Origin of the sequence: Roseivirga seohaensis, assembly GCF_001592945.1 — a bacterium.
Classification (GTDB): domain Bacteria; phylum Bacteroidota; class Bacteroidia; order Cytophagales; family Cyclobacteriaceae; genus Roseivirga; species Roseivirga seohaensis.
Window position 1 is genome coordinate 204,728 of sequence record NZ_LRPB01000006.1, and the last position, 15,891, is coordinate 220,618.

A 15,891-nucleotide genomic window follows, 5' to 3' on the forward strand; every position below is an offset into this window, starting at 1 on the left:
AATATTTTCAGACCTAGCGGCCATTAATTCAAATTACTTGGTTGCTTTTTTCTTGTTCGCAACAGTCTTTCTCTTACCTTTTCGGGTACGTGAGTTGTTTTTAGTATGTTGACCACGAACAGGAAGACCTTTTCTGTGTCGCAAACCACGGTAACAACCAATATCCATCAGACGCTTAATGCTCAATTGAACCTCTGATTTTAAAACTCCTTCTACTTTGAACTCTTCACTGATGATGGTACGAATTGCTTTTTGCTCCTCGTCATCTAAATCACCAATTTTCTTGTTCACATCGATACCGGCTTTACTTAAAATGTAAACAGCCGAGCTGCGACCAATTCCGAAAATATAGGTCAAACCTATCTCTGACCTCTTGTGATCCGGAATATCTACTCCTGAAATTCTAGCCATAATTACCCTTGTCTTTGTTTGAATCTAGGATTCTTTTTGTTTATCACGTATAACTTTCCATTCCTACGGATCAGCTTACAATCAGCACTACGCTTCTTGATAGATGCTTTCACTTTCATGATTTCTTATTTATATCTGTAAGTAATTCTTGCTTTGCTTAAATCGTATGGCGACATCTCCATTTTCACTTTGTCACCTGGTAATATTCTGATATAGTGCATTCGCATTTTACCAGAAATATGAGCAGTTACGGTGTGTCCATTATCAAGTTCTACTCTAAACATTGCATTTGGTAATGCTTCTAGAATAGTACCGTCCTGTTCAATAGATCCTTGTTTTGCCATACTAAAATTTAAAAACTTCTTCTATATACTTATGTGTTGTTAACACTTCTGTTCTGTCTTTGAATATCGCCACAGTATGCTCAAAATGGGCTGAAGGCTTTCTATCTCTGGTTCTGATGGTCCAACCATCATTCTCCTGAACTATATTCCTTGTACCCAAATTGACCATCGGTTCAATGGCTATTACTAAACCCTCCTGTAATTTAACTCCTCGTCCACGTTTACCGTAGTTAGGAACCTCAGGTGATTCGTGTAAGCTTCTTCCTAATCCGTGCCCAACAAGTTCTCGTACTACAGTGTAGCCCCTGTCTTCAACGTATTTCTGGATAGATGCACTTACATCGCCTAACCGATTGCCATACTTGGCTTGTTCAATACCTATATACAACGACTCTTTCGTTGCCTTAAGCAGTGCTAATATCTCTGGGGAAACTTCTCCTACGGGGTATGTATAAGCGGAATCGCTATGAAAACCTTTGTAGAAGACTCCACAATCTATAGAGATTATATCACCGTCTTTCAATTCGTATTCTCCTGGAAATCCATGAACTACATTTTCGTTCACAGAAATACACAGGGTAGAAGGAAATCCATTGTAGCCTTTGAACGATGCTTTCGCATTGTGATCACGAATATATTCTTCCGCAATCTTATCCAAGTCTTTGGTTTTAACACCAGCTCTAACTTGTTTAGCTACTTCTCCGTGAGCTCTACCAAGAATATCGGCACTCTCTCGGATCACCTGAATTTCCTCTTCAGTCTTGTAATGAATCATATTATGCTACAGCTACGTTCTGAGATCGGCCACGCATCTTGCCTGACTTCATCATTCCTTCGTAGTGTCGCATCAACAAATAACTTTCTATTTGTTGTAAAGTATCTAAAATTACACCCACCATAATTAAAAGTGAGGTACCTCCGTAGAAGTAAGCGAACTGCTGCCCTACACCTGCATTGTATGCAAAAGTTGGAAGGATAGCGATTATCGCTAAGAATATTGATCCAGGAAGCGTAATTCTATCTAAGACATCTCCTATAAATTCAGAGGTTGGTCTTCCAGGCTTAATACCTGGGATAAAACCACCGCTTCTTTTAAGGTCATCTGCCATGTTAGATGGATTTACCGTAATGGCAGTGTAGAAGAATGTAAATGCTATGATTAATATAGCAAAGGTAACATTATACTGCCATGAGTATGGGTTACTAAACGCTGCTCCAATCGAGTTAGCAATATCGCTACTGTCTTGCCATATCCCTGCCAATAAACTTGGAAGAATCATTAATGCTTGAGCAAAGATGATGGGCATTACACCAGAGGCATTCACCTTTAAAGGAATAAACTGACGTTGGCCACCATATACCTTTCCACCTACTACTTGCTTTGCATATTGTACAGGAATTCTTCTGGTTGCTTGAACCAAAGCTACTGTAACAATTACAACAAAGAACAAAACAATTACTTCAATCACAGAGAACAATGCTCTACCTATACCATTAGTAGTTACAAACTCCATCCATGCTGCTCCAGGTAAACTTGAAATGATACCGATCATAATTAGCATAGAAATACCATTGCCAATTCCTTTATCGGTAATCTTCTCTCCTAACCACATACAGAACATTGTACCTGCAGTTAACAAGATCATTGAACTGATCATGAAAAGAGAAGGGTCAATGCTTGGTAAAACAGCATCTTGAGAAATAATAGTCGCTTTTATATATCCAAAGCTTTGAGCAAGAGTTACTAGAATTGTTAAAACTCTAGTGATTTGAGTAAGTTTCTTCCTACCAGATTCACCCTCTTTCTGCATTTTCTGGAAGCTTGGTACCGCCACAGTCATCAATTGAATTACAATTGAAGCTGAGATATAAGGCATAATACCTAAACCGAATATAGATGCTCTACTAAATGAACCTCCTAACAATGAGTTAAGGATACCAAATATCCCACCCGCATCATCGGTTAATTTAGCAACGTCTACACCAGGTAAAACAACAAAAGATCCAAGTCTGAAAACGATCAAGAATCCCAGCGTAGCTAGGATCCTATTTCTCAATTCCTCAATGGAGTATATATTTCGTATGGTAGTAAAAAACTTCTTCATCTTATATTAAAGCTTTGTAACGGTTCCGCCTACTTTTTCGATTGCTGCTTGAGCAGAACTAGAAAATTTATGGGCCGATACATTCACTTTAGAGGTTAATTCGCCTCTACCTAAAATCTTAACTAGATCATTCTTCTGAGCAAAACCATTCTCCATCAAAGTGTTGAAATCAATGGTGTCAGCATTTAATTTTGTTGCTAACTCTTGAAGCGAATCAAGGTTTAACGCCTTGTATTCAACTCTGTTAGGGTTAGTAAAACCAAACTTAGGCACACGTCTTTGTAATGGCATTTGACCGCCTTCAAAACCGCCTTTGCTTTTATATCCAGATCTAGATTTAGCCCCTTTGTGACCACGTGTTGACGTTCCGCCACGACCAGAACCTGTACCTCTAGCTATTCTTTTTCTATTTTTCGTAGAACCTTCTGCAGGCCTTAAACTATTCAAATCCATCTTACAGTTCCTTTACAGATACTAAATGATTTACCTTATTAATCATACCAGCAATAGATGCAGTTAACTCTACCTCTACTGTTCTGTTGATTTTACCAAGGCCTAAAGCCTGGATTGTCCTCTTTTGTCTTTCAGGTCTGTCGATTGTGCTCTTAACCTGTGTAATTTGAACCTTTGCCATTCTTATTATCCGTTAAAAACTTTAGACATCGTGATTCCTCTTTGTTCAGCAACGGTATAAGCATCTCTCATGCTCAAAAGAGCATCAAATGTAGCCTTTACTACGTTGTGAGGGTTTGAAGAACCTTTAGATTTGGCCAAAACATTGTGATAACCCGCACTTTCAAATACGGCACGCATCGCACCACCGGCAATCACACCAGTACCTTCAGCAGCTGGCTTCACTAATACGAAACCACCACCAAATTTACCGATTGACTCGTGAGGCACAGTACCTTTCAACAAAGGAACTTTTACCAAGTTCTTTTTTGCATCATCAATACCTTTAGTTATCGCGTCAGTAACCTCATTAGCTTTTCCTAAACCGTATCCAACAACACCATTTCCGTCACCAACTACAACGATTGCAGAGAAACTAAATCTTCTACCACCTTTAACTACCTTAGCCACACGCTTGATCGCAACTACCTTTTCTTTAAGGTCGATCTCACTTGCTTTTACTGATTTTATATTTTTCTGTGACATCCTGATTAAAATTTAAGACCGCCTTCTCTAGCTCCTTCTGCCAATGCTTGTACTTTACCATGGTATACATAACCATTACGGTCGAAAACCACACTGGTGATACCTTCTGCTATTGCCTTTTCAGCCAATTTTTTCCCAACTTCTTTAGATAATTCTATGTTGGTATTTTTCTTCTTACTATCAAATTCAACAGAAGAAGCTGATACTAGCGTATGCCCTTTTGAATCATCGATAATTTGGGCAGATATACGTGAATTACTTTTGAAAACTGAAATTCTCGGTCTTTCGGAAGTTCCAGAAATCTTATTTCTAATTCCTCTTTTTATTCTTAGTCTACTTTTACTAACAGCCATGATTACTCTTATTTAGAAGCAGTTTTACCAGCTTTTCTTCTGATTACCTCACCAACGAACTTGATACCTTTACCTTTATAAGGCTCTGATTTTCTTAATGACTTAATCTTAGCAGCCACTTGACCAATCAATTCTTTATCAATTCCTTCTAAAGAAACTGTAGGGTTCTTTCCTTTCAACATTTCGGCACTCGCCTTAATCTCATCAGGAACAGCAACAAAGATATTATGTGAGTAACCTAGGCTTAGCTCTAACACGTTATTAGTAACGGTCGCTTTATAACCTACACCTACTAATTCTAAATCTCTCTTGTAACCCTCACTTACACCAACAACCATGTTATTGATTAATGAGCGGTATAAACCGTGTAGTGACTTGTGTCTTTTTTGTTCAGTTGGTCTTTCAACCATAAGAACAGCACCATCAACGGTTACTTTTATATCAGGATTTACTGCCTGTTTCAGCTCTCCTTTAGGTCCTTTAACAGTAACCACATTGTCTGCGGTTACGTCTACAGATACTCCTTGAGGTAGATCAATCGGTTTCTTACCAATTCGTGACATCTCTTCTTATCTTAGTATACGTGACATAAAACTTCACCACCGATATGAAGATTTCTCGCTTCTTTATCGGTCATAATTCCCTTTGATGTAGAGATAATAGCTATACCTAAGCCATTTAAAACTCTAGGTAATTCCTCTGCACCAACATATTTTCTTAAGCCTGGCTTACTCACACGGAGTAATTTCTCGATAGCTGACTTTTTTGAAACTCTATTATATTTTAGAGCGATTTTGATATTACCCTGTGGACCTTCATCTTCAAACTTATAGTTTAAAATGTATCCTTTTTCGTGTAATACACTTGTCAGCTGCTTCTTCAAGTTAGAAGCAGGAATGTCTACGACTCTATGCTTTGCCTTTATGGCATTACGTAATCGTGTTAAATAATCTGCTATTGGATCAGTCATTGTTTTTTGTTTATGACGGCTCGATTTTTCAAAAATCCGTCTCCAATCTGGCGATATCACCCAGAATTGGAATTCTATTTAAAATTAATACCTCCCGACCTAAATCGGCCTGCAAAGGTATTGAAAATATTTTATTAGCGAAATAAAAAAAAGCTTACCAGCTTGATTTTGTTACTCCAGGTATTTTACCTGCAGAAGCCATTTCTCTAAATGTAACACGAGAAATGCCAAATTTCCTCATATATCCTTTAGGACGACCAGTAAGTTTACATCTGTTGTGTAGTCTTACTGGAGATGCGTTTCTAGGTAATTTATCCAAACCTTCCCAGTCACCAGCAGCTTTAAGCTCTGCCCTTTTTTGAGCGTACTTAGCAACAAGACGTTCTCTTTTTCTTTCTCTAGCTTTTATCGATTCTCTAGCCATAGTATTATTTTTTACCAGTTGCGAAAGGCATTCCAAATGCTTTCAACAACTCGAATGCTTCTTCATCAGAATTTGCAGTAGTAACAATAGTGATATCCATACCCGTGATTTTATTCACTTTATCGATGGAAATTTCAGGGAAAATGATTTGTTCTTTGATACCCAAAGTGTAATTACCTCTTCCATCAAATCCTTTATCTTTTACACCTCTGAAATCCCTTACACGTGGTAAAGCGATATTCAAAAGTCTATCAAGGAATTCGAACATTCTATCTCCTCTCAAAGTTACGCGGGCACCAATAGGCATCCCTTCTCTTAACTTAAAGTTTGAAATTGAATTCTTAGCAATTGTAGCAACAGCTTTCTGACCAGTGATGGTAGTAAGTTCTTCTACTCCTACGTCAACTAATTTTTTGTCTGCAACTGCAGCTCCTATACCTTTGTTAACCACAATTTTAGTGATTTTAGGCACCTGCATAATGGAGGTATATTCAAACCTCTTCATCATTGCAGGAGTTATATCATTGATATAAGTATCTTTTAATCTAGGATTAGCCATTATAATTAATTTGACTTAGTCTTAAAATACCTTTCTAATTTTCCTTCGCTGTTCACTTTTCTACCTGTTCTAGCAAATTGACCAGTAGCTGGATCCTTTACCATAAGGTTTGAAACATGAATTGGAGCTTCTGTTTTTTCAATTCCCCCGTTAGGGTTAGTAGCAGAAGGCTTAGTATGTTTTGATACAATATTAACGCCTTCAACAATTGCTCTCTGCTTTGCGATGAAAACTTCAAGGACTTGTCCTTCTTTACCTTTTGAGTTTCCAGAAAGTACTTTCACAGTATCTCCTTTTCTCAAATGCAGTTTTTGCTGCTTGTTTTTCTTTCTTTCCATTGCTTACAATACTTCTGGTGCCAATGAAACAATTTTCATGAATTGTTTTTCACGCAATTCTCTAGCCACCGGGCCAAACATACGAGTACCTCTTGGTTCATCGTTCTGGTTCAGTAATACAGCAGCATTGTCTTCGAATCTGATATAAGAACCATCTTTCCTTCTTACGGCTTTCTTGGTTCTAACAATTACTGCTTTTGTAACAGTACCTTTTTTCAAATTGCTTGAAGAGTGAGCCGCTTTCACAGAGACCACAATTTTATCGCCAACAGTCGCGAATTTCTTTTTTGTACCGCCTAATACGCGAATACATAGAACTTCTTTTGCTCCACTGTTATCTGCAACGTTCAATCTTGATTCTTGCCTGATCATGATTACTTAGCTCTTTCAATAATTTCTACTAATCTCCAACGCTTATTCTTACTCAGCGGACGAGTTTCCATGATTTTCACAGTATCACCGATACCACAATCATTAGTTTCGTCATGAGCAGAAAATTTGGTAGTTTTCTTAACAAACTTACCGTAGATCGGGTGCTTTTCTTTACGTAACACGGCTACAGTAATGGTTTTTTCCATTTTGTTGCTGGTTACTATCCCGATTCTTTCTTTTCTAAGATTTCTGGTCTCCATGCGTATCTTAATTTGCGAGTTCTTTAGCTCTCAACTCAGTTTTTAGTCTAGCTATCAACTTTCTAGAATCCCTGATTTTCATTGGGTTTTCTATTGGAGAGATGGCTTGGGCAAATTTCAATTTGCCAATGTTATCTGTCTCGGCCTTGATTCTTTCCGCCAATTCCTCAACGGTAAGTGCTTTGATCTCTTGATTTTTCATAACTATCCAACGTAATCTCTACGTACAACAAACTTTGTTGATATAGGTAGCTTTTGGGCTGCCAATCTCAACGATTCTTTTGCCAATTCTTGGCTTACTCCACCAGATTCGAAAAGAATAGTACCAGGCTTAATACAAGCTACCCAATATGAAGGAGCTCCTTTACCTTTACCCATCCTTACCTCAGCAGGCTTACTCGTGATTGGTTTATCTGGAAAAATTCTAATCCAAACTTGACCTTCCCTTTTCATAGCTCTGGTCATGGCAATACGAGCAGCTTCTATCTGACGTGCTGTGATCCATCCAGCTTCTAATGATTTTATACCAAATGTTCCGAAAGCCAAAGTGTGACCGCGACCCGCAAGTCCCTTCACACGGCCTTTTTGCATTTTTCTAAATTTGGTTCTCTTTGGTTGTAACATCGTTGTAAACTTTTAACAGGTGATGTGATTAACGTCTTCTACCGGCTGGGGCTCCTCCTCTATTGTTGCCAGAAGGTCTTCTTCTGTTTCCAGGTGCACCTCCAGCTCCTCTTTCTGATTGATTTCCACCTCCTATGTTAGGAGAAAGATCTCTCTTACCGAAAACCTCACCTTTGAATACCCATACTTTGATTCCGATTTTTCCGTAAACTGTATCAGCTTCAGAAATTGCGTAATCTATGTCGGCCCTAAGTGTATGCAAAGGAATTCTTCCTTCTTTATACATCTCAGTTCTTGCCATTTCAGCTCCGCCTAAACGTCCTGAACACTTTACTTTAATTCCTTGAGCACCAACTCTCATTGCAGAAGCAATTGCTTGCTTCATTGCTCTTCTGTAAGAAATTCTAGCTGCTAATTGTTGAGCAATTGATTCTCCTACTAGCTTGGCATCCAATTCTGGTCTTTTGATCTCGAAGATATTGATTTGAACATCCTTACTTGTAAGTTTTTTCAACTCTTCTTTGATGCGATCCACTTCTTGTCCACCTTTTCCAATTACAACTCCTGGTCTAGCAGTATGTACTGTAATGGTGATACGTTTAAGTGTTCTTTCAATAATAATCTTAGAAATACCACCTTTTGGAATACGGGCATTTACATACTTTCTGATTTCTTGATCTTCGACCAATTTATTAGAAAAGTCTTTACCTCCGTACCAGTTGGAATCCCAACCTTTGATGATACCCAATCTTAGACCTATAGGATTTACTTTTTGTCCCATCTGTTCTTAATTAGCAGTTTCGTTAGTGACTTCTTCCTCCTGACCAGCGGTAACCTTAGTAGATGCATTTTTTGAGTCTACAATAAGTGTTACATGGTTAGATCTTTTTCTTATTCTATGTGCTCTTCCTTGTGGAGCTGGTCTTAATCTTTTTAAGATTCTGCCACCATCAACACGGATTTCTTTGATCACAAGATCTGCATCTTCTAATCTTTCGTCCTCATTTTTAGCAATCCAGTTAGATACAGCTGATCTCAATAATTTCTCAAGACGTGCTGCTCCTTCTTTTGGCTCAAACTTTAAAAGATTCAAAGCTCTGTCTACACGTTGGCCTCTGATTAAATCAGCTACCATTCTCATTTTACGAGCAGATGTAGGTACATTATTTAACTTAGCTACAGCTTCCATTATCTTCTACCTTTATCTTTTTTAGCAATGTGACCACGGAAATTTCTAGTTGGTGAAAACTCACCTAACTTATGCCCCACCATATTCTCAGTTACAAACACTGGAATAAATTTATTTCCATTATGAACAGCGAAAGTGTGCCCAATAAAATCTGGGGCTATCATTGATCTTCTGGACCAAGTCTTAATTACAGACTTCTTACCAGACTCTTCCATAGCCTCTACTTTACCGGCTAAACGAAAATCGATATATGGTCCTTTTTTTAACGAACGTGCCATGTCTTATTTCTTCTTTTTACCAATGATCAAACGATTCGAATATTTCTTAGGTGTTCTGGTTTTCAAACCTTTAGAGAACAATCCTTTTCTTGATCTAGGATGTCCACCTGAAGATTTACCTTCACCACCACCCATCGGGTGATCAACTGGGTTCATTACTACACCCCTTACTCTTGGTCTTCTTCCTAACCATCTTGTTCTACCAGCTTTACCAAGCACAACGTTCATATGCTCTGCATTTCCTACAGCACCAATAGTTGCCATACAAGCAGAAAGAACGTTTCTCATTTCACCAGAAGGTAATTTGAGGGTAGCGTATTTTCCTTCACGGGCTACAATCTGAGCATAAGCCCCAGCACTTCTCGACATTGAAGCTCCTTTGCCTGGCTTCAATTCAATATTGTGAATAATTGTACCCATTGGAATTTTAGAAAGAGGCATTGCATTACCTACTTCAGGTGCAACACCTTCACCAGACACTACAACCTGACCTACTTCTAAGCCTTTAGGGGCAATGATATATCTTTTCTCTCCATCAGCGTAAAACAACAATGCAATTCTTGCTGAACGTGTTGGATCATATTCAATTGATTTTACCGTGGCAGGTACATCAAATTTTTCTCTCTTGAAATCAACAATTCTGATTTTTTGTTTATGACCGCCACCCATGTAGCGCATGGTCATTTTACCAGTATTATTACGTCCACCAGATCTCTTAGAAGGTACGGTCAACGATTTCTCAGGAGCACTCTTTTTAACAGTTACTTCTGCAAAGTCAGGAGCCATTCTATGCCTGGTTCCTGGAGTCATTGGTCTTAGTTTTCTAACGCCCATTATTATCTATTTAAATGCCGCTATAAAAATCAATAACATCACCCTCAGCAACTGTTACAATTGCTTTTTTGAATGCGCTGGTTTGACCTTGTACTACTCTAGATTTTGTCATTCTAGATTTGGTCTTACCACTATATCTCATGGTGTTAACATCTTCCACGGTTACACCGTACATTTGCTCAACAGCCACTTTGATTTCTATTTTGTTGGCTTTGTAGTCTACAACAAATCCGTACTTGCCTTTTTCGTTCAAGGCCGATACTTTTTCGGTAACTAAAGGTTTTTTAAGAACACTCATTTTCTGTTACTTCAATAAGTTTTCGATTATTTCAACTGAGCTTTCACTCAAAAGCAAGCTTTCAGCATTCAGCACATCATAAGTATTCAATGCACTTGCTGTGATTACTTTAGTATTCTGGATATTTCTTCCAGACAAAAGAACATTAGTATCATGTTCACCTACAACCACAAGAGTTTTCTTACCAGATAATGACAAACCGTCAATCATCTTTTTGTACTCTTTTGTTTTAGGAGCATCGAAAGTAAAGTCTTCCAAAATCAAAAGATTATTATCTTTCGCCTTGTATGCTAAAGCAGATTTACGAGCTAAAACTTTAAGCTTTTTATTCAACTTGAAGTGATAATCTCTTGGCTCAGGACCGAATACTCTACCACCGCCTCTAAATACTGGTGATTTAATACTACCAGCTCTCGCTGTTCCTGTACCTTTTTGCTTTTTAATTTTTCTGGTAGAACCTGCAATCTCGGCTCTCTGCTTCGACTTATGTGTTCCTTGTCTTTGGTTAGCCAAGTACTGCTTTACGTCTAAGTAAATTGCGTGATCATTCGGTTCAATACCGAAGATGTCGCCTGAAAGCGTTACTTTTCTTCCAGTGTCTTCGCCACTATTTTTTAGTACTGCAATCTCCATCTTCTTATTTCTCTAGGATTACGGTTGAATTTTTCGCACCAGGAATAGAACCACTGATTACAATCAGATTCTTTTCTGGCACCACTTTCATTACGCGCAGGTTGATTACTGTCACTCTATCTCCACCAGTTCTTCCAGCCATACGAGTACCTTTAAATACTCTTGCAGGATAAGAAGCTCCACCAACGGAACCAGGTGCTCTCAATCTGTTGTGCTGACCGTGCGTTGCTTGTCCAACTCCACCAAATCCGTGTCTTTTTACAACACCTTGAAAACCTTTACCTTTTGAAGTACCAACGGCATCAACAAAATCACCTTCTTTGAAGACATCGCCTACAACGATTTCGTTACCTAAAGCCACCTGACCTTCAAATTCTTCGCGAAAATTTCGGAACTCAACAACATCTTTCTTTGGAGTAGTATTCGCTTTAGCGAAATGACCCTTTAAAGCCTTAGGAGTATTTTTCTCCTTACGCTCTCCAAAAGCAAGCTGTACAGCTGTATACCCGTCTGTTCCCTCATTTTTTACTTGCGTTACTACGCAAGGACCAGCCTCTATCACCGTGCATGCGACACTACGTCCATCGGCACTGTAAATGCTAGTCATTCCGATTTTTTTTCCGATTATTCCAGACATCTTATTAATTCATTTAGAACCTCACAAATCCGAGGCTCCCGTGAAACGGATTGCAAAGATAGAGAATTAATTTTCTGCTACAAACTCTAGATTTGAAATTTCTATAATAAATTCTCTCAAATTCAAGCCGTTAGTAATGGCTTGCTCTCTTCGCATAAAAAAGAGGCTAGCCAAAAAGACCAGCCTCTTATATTCTGTATCTAAAAAAGTACTTATACTTTGATTTCAACGTCAACACCACTAGGAAGCTCAAGCTTCATAAGGGCATCTACAGTTTTAGCACTGCTAGAATAAATATCTACCAATCGCTTGTAAGTACAAAGTTGAAATTGCTCACGCGCTTTTTTGTTTACGTGTGGAGATTTCAATACTGTAAATTTCTCTTTTACTGTTGGTAACGGAATTGGACCGCTAACAATAGCTCCAGTAGTTTTCACAGCTCTTACGATTTTCTCTGATGACTTATCCACCAAGTTGTGATCGTATGACTTTAATTTGATTCTTATCTTCTGTGTCATTATTCTAAAATTTACAGATTATTCTCCTTTGGATTTTTTGATCACTTCGTCTGCAATGCCATTAGGTACTACGTCATAGTGAGAGAAAGTCAGAGCAGCCGTAGCACGACCAGAAGACATTGTTCTCAAATCTGTAACGTAACCGAAAAGTTCTGACAAAGGAACACTGGCTCTAACAACTGTAGAAGTTCCTTTTGTATCCATACCTTTCATAATACCTCTTCTCCTATTCAAATCACCAGTAATTGAACCAGTATATTCATCAGGAGTAACTACATCTACCGACATAATTGGCTCTAGCAATTTTGGACCGGCTTGCTTACCAGCAGCCTTAAAGCCCATTCTAGCTGCAAGTTCGAAAGAAAGCGCATCCGAATCCACATCGTGGAATGATCCGTGGAACAATCTAACTTTCATGTCTTCAACAGGGTAACCTGCCAAAGGCCCGTTCTTCATAGCTGAAGCAAATCCTTTTTCAATAGCTGGGATAAATTCTTTTGGAATTACACCACCAACGATTTGATTCACAAATTGAAGTCCTTTTCCTACGAAATCTTCATCCTTTGGACCAATTTCGAAAGAGATATCGGCAAATTTACCTCTACCACCAGACTGTTTCTTATAAACCTCTTTGTGTTCAACTGACTTCGTAAGTGCTTCTTTATAAGCCACCTGAGGTGCTCCTTGATTCACTTCCACTTTGAATTCTCTTCTCATACGATCCATGATGATATCAAGGTGAAGCTCACCCATACCTCTAAGAATCGTTTGACCAGTTTCTTCGTCAGTGTTTACTGTCAATGTAGGATCTTCTTCTACTAGCTTGGCAATTGCCATACCTAGTTTATCTACATCAGCCTGAGTTTTTGGCTCAATAGCGTAACCAATTACTGGCTCAGGGAAATCCATTGATTCAAGAACAATTTTATGTTTCTCGTCACAAAGAGTGTCTCCAGTTTTAATATCCTTAAATCCTACAACCGCAGCGATATCTCCAGCATGAAGCTGATCAATAGCGTTTTGTTTGTTCGCATGCATTTGGAAGATTCTAGAGATACGCTCTTTCTTACCAGTTCTTGTATTGAATACATAAGAACCTGAATCTAGCATACCTGCATATGATCTAACAAAACACAAACGACCTACAAATGGGTCAGTAGCGATCTTAAATGCTAGAGCTGTGAATGGCTCTGATGCAGATGGCTTTCTAAACGTAGGCTCTTCAGTATCAGGATCAATTCCCTCAACACTTTCTCTATCAAGAGGAGATGGAAGCAATTCCATAACATAGTTCAACATTGACTGAACACCTTTATTTTTAAAGGCAGAACCACACAACATTGGAACAAAAGCTAAATCTATAGTTGCAGCTCTTAAAGCTTTGATAATCTCTTCTCTAGAGATTGACTCTGGATCTTCGAAATACTTTTCTAATAGTGATTCGTCATACTCCGCAACAGCTTCTAATAGATGCTCTCTATATTCAGCTACTTCATCAACCATGTCAGCTGGAATTTCGATTTCGTTATAGGTCATCCCCATATCTTCTTCGTTCCAAACAATGGCCTTATTCTCTACCAAGTCAACAACACCTTTAAAGGTATCTTCAGCTCCGATAGGCAATTGAAGTGGAACAGCTTTAGTTCCTAACATTTCTTTCACTTGCTTACACACGTTCAAGAAGTCAGCACCAGACCTGTCCATTTTGTTTACGAAGCCTAAACGAGCAACCTTATAGTTGTCCGCAAGTCTCCAGTTAGTTTCTGATTGTGGCTCAACACCATCAACAGCAGAAAACAAAAACACCAATCCATCAAGAACTCTTAGAGAACGGTTTACCTCTACAGTAAAATCTACGTGACCAGGAGTATCAATAATGTTGATATGGTATTGTTCGTCTTTGTAAGGCCAGAATACAGTAGTTGCAGCAGAGGTAATTGTAATCCCTCTTTCTTGCTCTTGCTCCATCCAGTCCATTGTAGCCGCACCATCATGAACCTCACCAAGTTTGTGAGAAACACCAGTGTAGTACAAAACTCTTTCGGTAGTCGTTGTTTTACCCGCATCAATGTGGGCTGCGATACCTATATTTCTTGTTAATCTTAAATCTCTTGCCATTTCTATCTAGGAATTAAAATCTAAAGTGAGAGAATGCCTTGTTTGCATCGGCCATTCTATGAGTGTCGTCCTTTTTCTTCACGGCAGCTCCTTCTCCTTTTGATGCAGCAAGAATTTCGGCAGCCAATCGGTCCCTCATTGTCTTCTCACCTCTTTTTCTAGAAAAAGAAATCATCCACTTGATCCCCAGTGAAGTTTTTCTAGCCGGCCTCACTTCAGTTGGTACCTGAAATGTTGCTCCGCCTACTCTACGGCTTTTTACTTCGACTGAAGGCATGATGTTACTCAATGCTTTCTTCCAAGTCTCAAGACCATTCTCACCACTTTTCTTTTCAACGATCTCGATCGCATCATAGAAAATGTTGTAGGCAATACTCTTCTTCCCATCTACCATTAAGTAGTTCACAAACTTTGTCACCAAAGTATCATGGAACTTAGGATCAGGAAGAATATATCTCTTCTTTGGTTTAGCTTTTCTCATTTTATAAAAATTCTATTTTTTAGCTGCTTTAGGGCGTTTTGCGCCATATTTTGATCTACGTTGCGTACGACCATTAACACCAGCGGTATCTAATGCACCTCTAATGATGTGGTATCTTACACCTGGAAGATCTTTTACTCTTCCTCCTCTAATCAATACGATTGAGTGTTCTTGAAGATTGTGACCTTCACCTGGGATGTACGCGTTTACCTCCTTACCGTTAGTCAACCTTACTCTGGCTACTTTTCTCATAGCTGAGTTTGGCTTCTTAGGCGTAGTAGTGTAAACCCTTGTACAAACCCCTCTTCTTTGCGGGCAGCTATCCAGAGCAGGAGATTTTGACTTAGAAGTCAATTTCTTTCTGCCCTTTCTTACTAATTGTTGTATAGTAGGCATTTACAGTTATTTTTTAGATTTTATTTCCCTATGTACAAATTTAGGACTGCAAAGGTAACAAAAGAAGTTTTCAGAACAAACACATCAGATTAAATAAATCAAACATGTAACTTCCTTACTTCCACCATAAAACCCTTCTTGCTAATCCTGTTTCAGAACGTCTAAAAGATGATTTTAGAACCGCTCCTTTCTACCATTTTTACACCTAAAAAGCCCCAATCTTTCGAAAGGGGCTTTCTAAAAATATTTATAAGTACGAGCCCATTAAGCCTCTCCTATTGTTCCTCCGAAATTCATTGGGAATTTTGGAGCTTCATCGGACTGGGTAATGGTACCAAAATGACTTTCGAATTTATCGATATTATCCTTTAAAGCCATCAGTAGCCTTTTGGCATGCTCTGGTGTAATGATAATTCTCGATTTTACTTTCGCCTTTGGTACGCCTGGCATCATTTTGATAAAATCAATCACAAATTCACTGTTTGAATGTGCGATCATAGCCAAGTTCACATATTGACCTTCCGCAATTTCTTCGGAAAGCTCAATATTGATTTGGTTCTGATTTTTTTGATTTTTATCCTCAGCCATGGC

General features: G+C 38.6%; 30 protein-coding genes. All 30 read right to left on the minus strand.

Annotation, left to right across the window (positions count from 1 at the left end):
* Positions 1-33 precede the first annotated feature (33 nt).
* The gene (gene rpsM, locus AWW67_RS04675; RefSeq protein WP_062300509.1) at positions 34-411 is read right to left on the minus strand and encodes a 30S ribosomal protein S13; all 378 of its coding nucleotides are present in this window, start codon (positions 409-411) and stop codon (positions 34-36) included.
* A 2-nt stretch (positions 412-413) separates the two neighbouring features.
* Positions 414-530 (minus strand): type B 50S ribosomal protein L36, encoded by a 117-nt coding sequence (gene ykgO / locus AWW67_RS18675; RefSeq protein WP_082338105.1) that lies wholly within the window; start codon positions 528-530, stop codon positions 414-416.
* A gap of 6 nt (positions 531-536) precedes the next feature.
* Positions 537-755 (minus strand): translation initiation factor IF-1, encoded by a 219-nt coding sequence (gene infA / locus AWW67_RS04680; protein ID WP_053222911.1) that lies wholly within the window; start codon positions 753-755, stop codon positions 537-539.
* Between the two features lies 1 nt (position 756).
* Positions 757-1,530 (minus strand): type I methionyl aminopeptidase, encoded by a 774-nt coding sequence (gene map, locus AWW67_RS04685; RefSeq protein ID WP_062300510.1) that lies wholly within the window; start codon positions 1,528-1,530, stop codon positions 757-759.
* Position 1,531: 1 nt separating this feature from the next.
* A complete protein-coding gene (gene secY, locus AWW67_RS04690; RefSeq protein WP_053222913.1) occupies positions 1,532-2,860 on the minus strand; it encodes a preprotein translocase subunit SecY in 1,329 nt (442 codons plus the stop codon).
* 6 nt (positions 2,861-2,866) lie between these two features.
* On the minus strand, positions 2,867-3,313 hold the full coding sequence (rplO, locus tag AWW67_RS04695; protein WP_053222914.1) for a 50S ribosomal protein L15: 447 nt from the start codon (positions 3,311-3,313) through the stop codon (positions 2,867-2,869).
* Position 3,314: 1 nt separating this feature from the next.
* Positions 3,315-3,494: a 50S ribosomal protein L30 gene (rpmD, locus tag AWW67_RS04700; protein WP_053222915.1), complete on the minus strand. Its 180-nt coding sequence runs from the start codon at positions 3,492-3,494 to the stop codon at positions 3,315-3,317.
* A 5-nt stretch (positions 3,495-3,499) separates the two neighbouring features.
* Complete coding sequence (gene rpsE / locus AWW67_RS04705) at positions 3,500-4,018, minus strand: 30S ribosomal protein S5 (protein WP_053222916.1); 519 nt, start codon at positions 4,016-4,018, stop codon at positions 3,500-3,502.
* 5 nt (positions 4,019-4,023) lie between these two features.
* A complete protein-coding gene (gene rplR, locus AWW67_RS04710; RefSeq protein ID WP_053222917.1) occupies positions 4,024-4,371 on the minus strand; it encodes a 50S ribosomal protein L18 in 348 nt (115 codons plus the stop codon).
* 8 nt (positions 4,372-4,379) lie between these two features.
* Positions 4,380-4,934: a 50S ribosomal protein L6 gene (gene rplF / locus AWW67_RS04715; RefSeq protein ID WP_053222918.1), complete on the minus strand. Its 555-nt coding sequence runs from the start codon at positions 4,932-4,934 to the stop codon at positions 4,380-4,382.
* An 11-nt stretch (positions 4,935-4,945) separates the two neighbouring features.
* Positions 4,946-5,341 (minus strand): 30S ribosomal protein S8, encoded by a 396-nt coding sequence (rpsH, locus tag AWW67_RS04720; RefSeq protein ID WP_053222919.1) that lies wholly within the window; start codon positions 5,339-5,341, stop codon positions 4,946-4,948.
* 154 nt (positions 5,342-5,495) lie between these two features.
* Positions 5,496-5,765 carry a 30S ribosomal protein S14 gene (gene rpsN / locus AWW67_RS04725; protein ID WP_053222920.1) on the minus strand — a complete coding sequence of 90 codons (270 nt, stop codon included), beginning with the start codon at positions 5,763-5,765 and terminating at the stop codon, positions 5,496-5,498.
* 4 nt (positions 5,766-5,769) lie between these two features.
* The gene (gene rplE / locus AWW67_RS04730) at positions 5,770-6,324 is read right to left on the minus strand and encodes a 50S ribosomal protein L5 (protein ID WP_053222921.1); all 555 of its coding nucleotides are present in this window, start codon (positions 6,322-6,324) and stop codon (positions 5,770-5,772) included.
* 5 nt (positions 6,325-6,329) lie between these two features.
* The gene (rplX, locus tag AWW67_RS04735) at positions 6,330-6,662 is read right to left on the minus strand and encodes a 50S ribosomal protein L24 (RefSeq protein ID WP_053222922.1); all 333 of its coding nucleotides are present in this window, start codon (positions 6,660-6,662) and stop codon (positions 6,330-6,332) included.
* 3 nt (positions 6,663-6,665) lie between these two features.
* Positions 6,666-7,034, minus strand: coding sequence for a 50S ribosomal protein L14 (gene rplN / locus AWW67_RS04740; protein WP_053222923.1), 369 nt, complete (start codon positions 7,032-7,034; stop codon positions 6,666-6,668).
* A 2-nt stretch (positions 7,035-7,036) separates the two neighbouring features.
* Positions 7,037-7,294 (minus strand): 30S ribosomal protein S17, encoded by a 258-nt coding sequence (rpsQ, locus tag AWW67_RS04745; RefSeq protein ID WP_053222924.1) that lies wholly within the window; start codon positions 7,292-7,294, stop codon positions 7,037-7,039.
* Positions 7,295-7,301: 7 nt separating this feature from the next.
* The gene (gene rpmC / locus AWW67_RS04750; protein WP_053222925.1) at positions 7,302-7,496 is read right to left on the minus strand and encodes a 50S ribosomal protein L29; all 195 of its coding nucleotides are present in this window, start codon (positions 7,494-7,496) and stop codon (positions 7,302-7,304) included.
* Positions 7,497-7,498: 2 nt separating this feature from the next.
* Entirely contained in the window at positions 7,499-7,918 is a 420-nt protein-coding gene (gene rplP / locus AWW67_RS04755; RefSeq protein WP_053222926.1) for a 50S ribosomal protein L16, read from the minus strand.
* A gap of 28 nt (positions 7,919-7,946) precedes the next feature.
* Positions 7,947-8,699, minus strand: coding sequence for a 30S ribosomal protein S3 (gene rpsC / locus AWW67_RS04760; protein ID WP_053222927.1), 753 nt, complete (start codon positions 8,697-8,699; stop codon positions 7,947-7,949).
* 6 nt (positions 8,700-8,705) lie between these two features.
* Positions 8,706-9,107: a 50S ribosomal protein L22 gene (rplV, locus tag AWW67_RS04765; protein WP_053222928.1), complete on the minus strand. Its 402-nt coding sequence runs from the start codon at positions 9,105-9,107 to the stop codon at positions 8,706-8,708.
* Entirely contained in the window at positions 9,107-9,385 is a 279-nt protein-coding gene (gene rpsS, locus AWW67_RS04770; protein WP_053222929.1) for a 30S ribosomal protein S19, read from the minus strand. The genes rplV and rpsS overlap by 1 nt, the downstream gene beginning before the upstream one ends.
* 3 nt (positions 9,386-9,388) lie before the next feature.
* Positions 9,389-10,219, minus strand: coding sequence for a 50S ribosomal protein L2 (gene rplB / locus AWW67_RS04775; protein ID WP_053222930.1), 831 nt, complete (start codon positions 10,217-10,219; stop codon positions 9,389-9,391).
* Positions 10,220-10,229: 10 nt separating this feature from the next.
* Entirely contained in the window at positions 10,230-10,517 is a 288-nt protein-coding gene (gene rplW / locus AWW67_RS04780) for a 50S ribosomal protein L23 (RefSeq protein WP_053222931.1), read from the minus strand.
* A 6-nt stretch (positions 10,518-10,523) separates the two neighbouring features.
* Complete coding sequence (rplD, locus tag AWW67_RS04785) at positions 10,524-11,150, minus strand: 50S ribosomal protein L4 (protein WP_053222932.1); 627 nt, start codon at positions 11,148-11,150, stop codon at positions 10,524-10,526.
* Between the two features lie 4 nt (positions 11,151-11,154).
* Complete coding sequence (gene rplC, locus AWW67_RS04790) at positions 11,155-11,787, minus strand: 50S ribosomal protein L3 (protein WP_053222933.1); 633 nt, start codon at positions 11,785-11,787, stop codon at positions 11,155-11,157.
* Positions 11,788-11,999: 212 nt separating this feature from the next.
* Positions 12,000-12,305, minus strand: coding sequence for a 30S ribosomal protein S10 (gene rpsJ / locus AWW67_RS04795; RefSeq protein WP_053222934.1), 306 nt, complete (start codon positions 12,303-12,305; stop codon positions 12,000-12,002).
* 18 nt (positions 12,306-12,323) lie between these two features.
* Positions 12,324-14,423: an elongation factor G gene (gene fusA / locus AWW67_RS04800; RefSeq protein WP_053222935.1), complete on the minus strand. Its 2,100-nt coding sequence runs from the start codon at positions 14,421-14,423 to the stop codon at positions 12,324-12,326.
* 13 nt (positions 14,424-14,436) lie between these two features.
* Positions 14,437-14,904: a 30S ribosomal protein S7 gene (gene rpsG / locus AWW67_RS04805; protein ID WP_053222936.1), complete on the minus strand. Its 468-nt coding sequence runs from the start codon at positions 14,902-14,904 to the stop codon at positions 14,437-14,439.
* 12 nt (positions 14,905-14,916) lie between these two features.
* Positions 14,917-15,300 carry a 30S ribosomal protein S12 gene (gene rpsL / locus AWW67_RS04810; protein ID WP_053222937.1) on the minus strand — a complete coding sequence of 128 codons (384 nt, stop codon included), beginning with the start codon at positions 15,298-15,300 and terminating at the stop codon, positions 14,917-14,919.
* A 264-nt stretch (positions 15,301-15,564) separates the two neighbouring features.
* Complete coding sequence (locus AWW67_RS04815; RefSeq protein ID WP_053222938.1) at positions 15,565-15,888, minus strand: DUF3467 domain-containing protein; 324 nt, start codon at positions 15,886-15,888, stop codon at positions 15,565-15,567.
* Positions 15,889-15,891: the final 3 nt, after the last annotated feature.

Bases quoted from the DNA above. Each gene is read 5' to 3' on its own strand.
- rpsM (WP_062300509.1), bottom strand. From the start codon at position 411: ATGGCTAGAATTTCAGGAGTAGATATTCCGGATCACAAGAGGTCAGAG.
- ykgO (WP_082338105.1), bottom strand. From the start codon at position 530: ATGAAAGTGAAAGCATCTATCAAGAAGCGTAGTGCTGATTGTAAGCTG.
- infA (WP_053222911.1), bottom strand. From the start codon at position 755: ATGGCAAAACAAGGATCTATTGAACAGGACGGTACTATTCTAGAAGCA.
- map (WP_062300510.1), bottom strand. From the start codon at position 1,530: ATGATTCATTACAAGACTGAAGAGGAAATTCAGGTGATCCGAGAGAGT.
- secY (WP_053222913.1), bottom strand. From the start codon at position 2,860: ATGAAGAAGTTTTTTACTACCATACGAAATATATACTCCATTGAGGAA.
- rplO (WP_053222914.1), bottom strand. From the start codon at position 3,313: ATGGATTTGAATAGTTTAAGGCCTGCAGAAGGTTCTACGAAAAATAGA.
- rpmD (WP_053222915.1), bottom strand. From the start codon at position 3,494: ATGGCAAAGGTTCAAATTACACAGGTTAAGAGCACAATCGACAGACCT.
- rpsE (WP_053222916.1), bottom strand. From the start codon at position 4,018: ATGTCACAGAAAAATATAAAATCAGTAAAAGCAAGTGAGATCGACCTT.
- rplR (WP_053222917.1), bottom strand. From the start codon at position 4,371: ATGGCTGTTAGTAAAAGTAGACTAAGAATAAAAAGAGGAATTAGAAAT.
- rplF (WP_053222918.1), bottom strand. From the start codon at position 4,934: ATGTCACGAATTGGTAAGAAACCGATTGATCTACCTCAAGGAGTATCT.
- rpsH (WP_053222919.1), bottom strand. From the start codon at position 5,341: ATGACTGATCCAATAGCAGATTATTTAACACGATTACGTAATGCCATA.
- rpsN (WP_053222920.1), bottom strand. From the start codon at position 5,765: ATGGCTAGAGAATCGATAAAAGCTAGAGAAAGAAAAAGAGAACGTCTT.
- rplE (WP_053222921.1), bottom strand. From the start codon at position 6,324: ATGGCTAATCCTAGATTAAAAGATACTTATATCAATGATATAACTCCT.
- rplX (WP_053222922.1), bottom strand. From the start codon at position 6,662: ATGGAAAGAAAGAAAAACAAGCAGCAAAAACTGCATTTGAGAAAAGGA.
- rplN (WP_053222923.1), bottom strand. From the start codon at position 7,034: ATGATCAGGCAAGAATCAAGATTGAACGTTGCAGATAACAGTGGAGCA.
- rpsQ (WP_053222924.1), bottom strand. From the start codon at position 7,294: ATGGAGACCAGAAATCTTAGAAAAGAAAGAATCGGGATAGTAACCAGC.
- rpmC (WP_053222925.1), bottom strand. From the start codon at position 7,496: ATGAAAAATCAAGAGATCAAAGCACTTACCGTTGAGGAATTGGCGGAA.
- rplP (WP_053222926.1), bottom strand. From the start codon at position 7,918: ATGTTACAACCAAAGAGAACCAAATTTAGAAAAATGCAAAAAGGCCGT.
- rpsC (WP_053222927.1), bottom strand. From the start codon at position 8,699: ATGGGACAAAAAGTAAATCCTATAGGTCTAAGATTGGGTATCATCAAA.
- rplV (WP_053222928.1), bottom strand. From the start codon at position 9,107: ATGGAAGCTGTAGCTAAGTTAAATAATGTACCTACATCTGCTCGTAAA.
- rpsS (WP_053222929.1), bottom strand. From the start codon at position 9,385: ATGGCACGTTCGTTAAAAAAAGGACCATATATCGATTTTCGTTTAGCC.
- rplB (WP_053222930.1), bottom strand. From the start codon at position 10,219: ATGGGCGTTAGAAAACTAAGACCAATGACTCCAGGAACCAGGCATAGA.
- rplW (WP_053222931.1), bottom strand. From the start codon at position 10,517: ATGAGTGTTCTTAAAAAACCTTTAGTTACCGAAAAAGTATCGGCCTTG.
- rplD (WP_053222932.1), bottom strand. From the start codon at position 11,150: ATGGAGATTGCAGTACTAAAAAATAGTGGCGAAGACACTGGAAGAAAA.
- rplC (WP_053222933.1), bottom strand. From the start codon at position 11,787: ATGTCTGGAATAATCGGAAAAAAAATCGGAATGACTAGCATTTACAGT.
- rpsJ (WP_053222934.1), bottom strand. From the start codon at position 12,305: ATGACACAGAAGATAAGAATCAAATTAAAGTCATACGATCACAACTTG.
- fusA (WP_053222935.1), bottom strand. From the start codon at position 14,423: ATGGCAAGAGATTTAAGATTAACAAGAAATATAGGTATCGCAGCCCAC.
- rpsG (WP_053222936.1), bottom strand. From the start codon at position 14,904: ATGAGAAAAGCTAAACCAAAGAAGAGATATATTCTTCCTGATCCTAAG.
- rpsL (WP_053222937.1), bottom strand. From the start codon at position 15,300: ATGCCTACTATACAACAATTAGTAAGAAAGGGCAGAAAGAAATTGACT.
- AWW67_RS04815 (WP_053222938.1), bottom strand. From the start codon at position 15,888: ATGGCTGAGGATAAAAATCAAAAAAATCAGAACCAAATCAATATTGAG.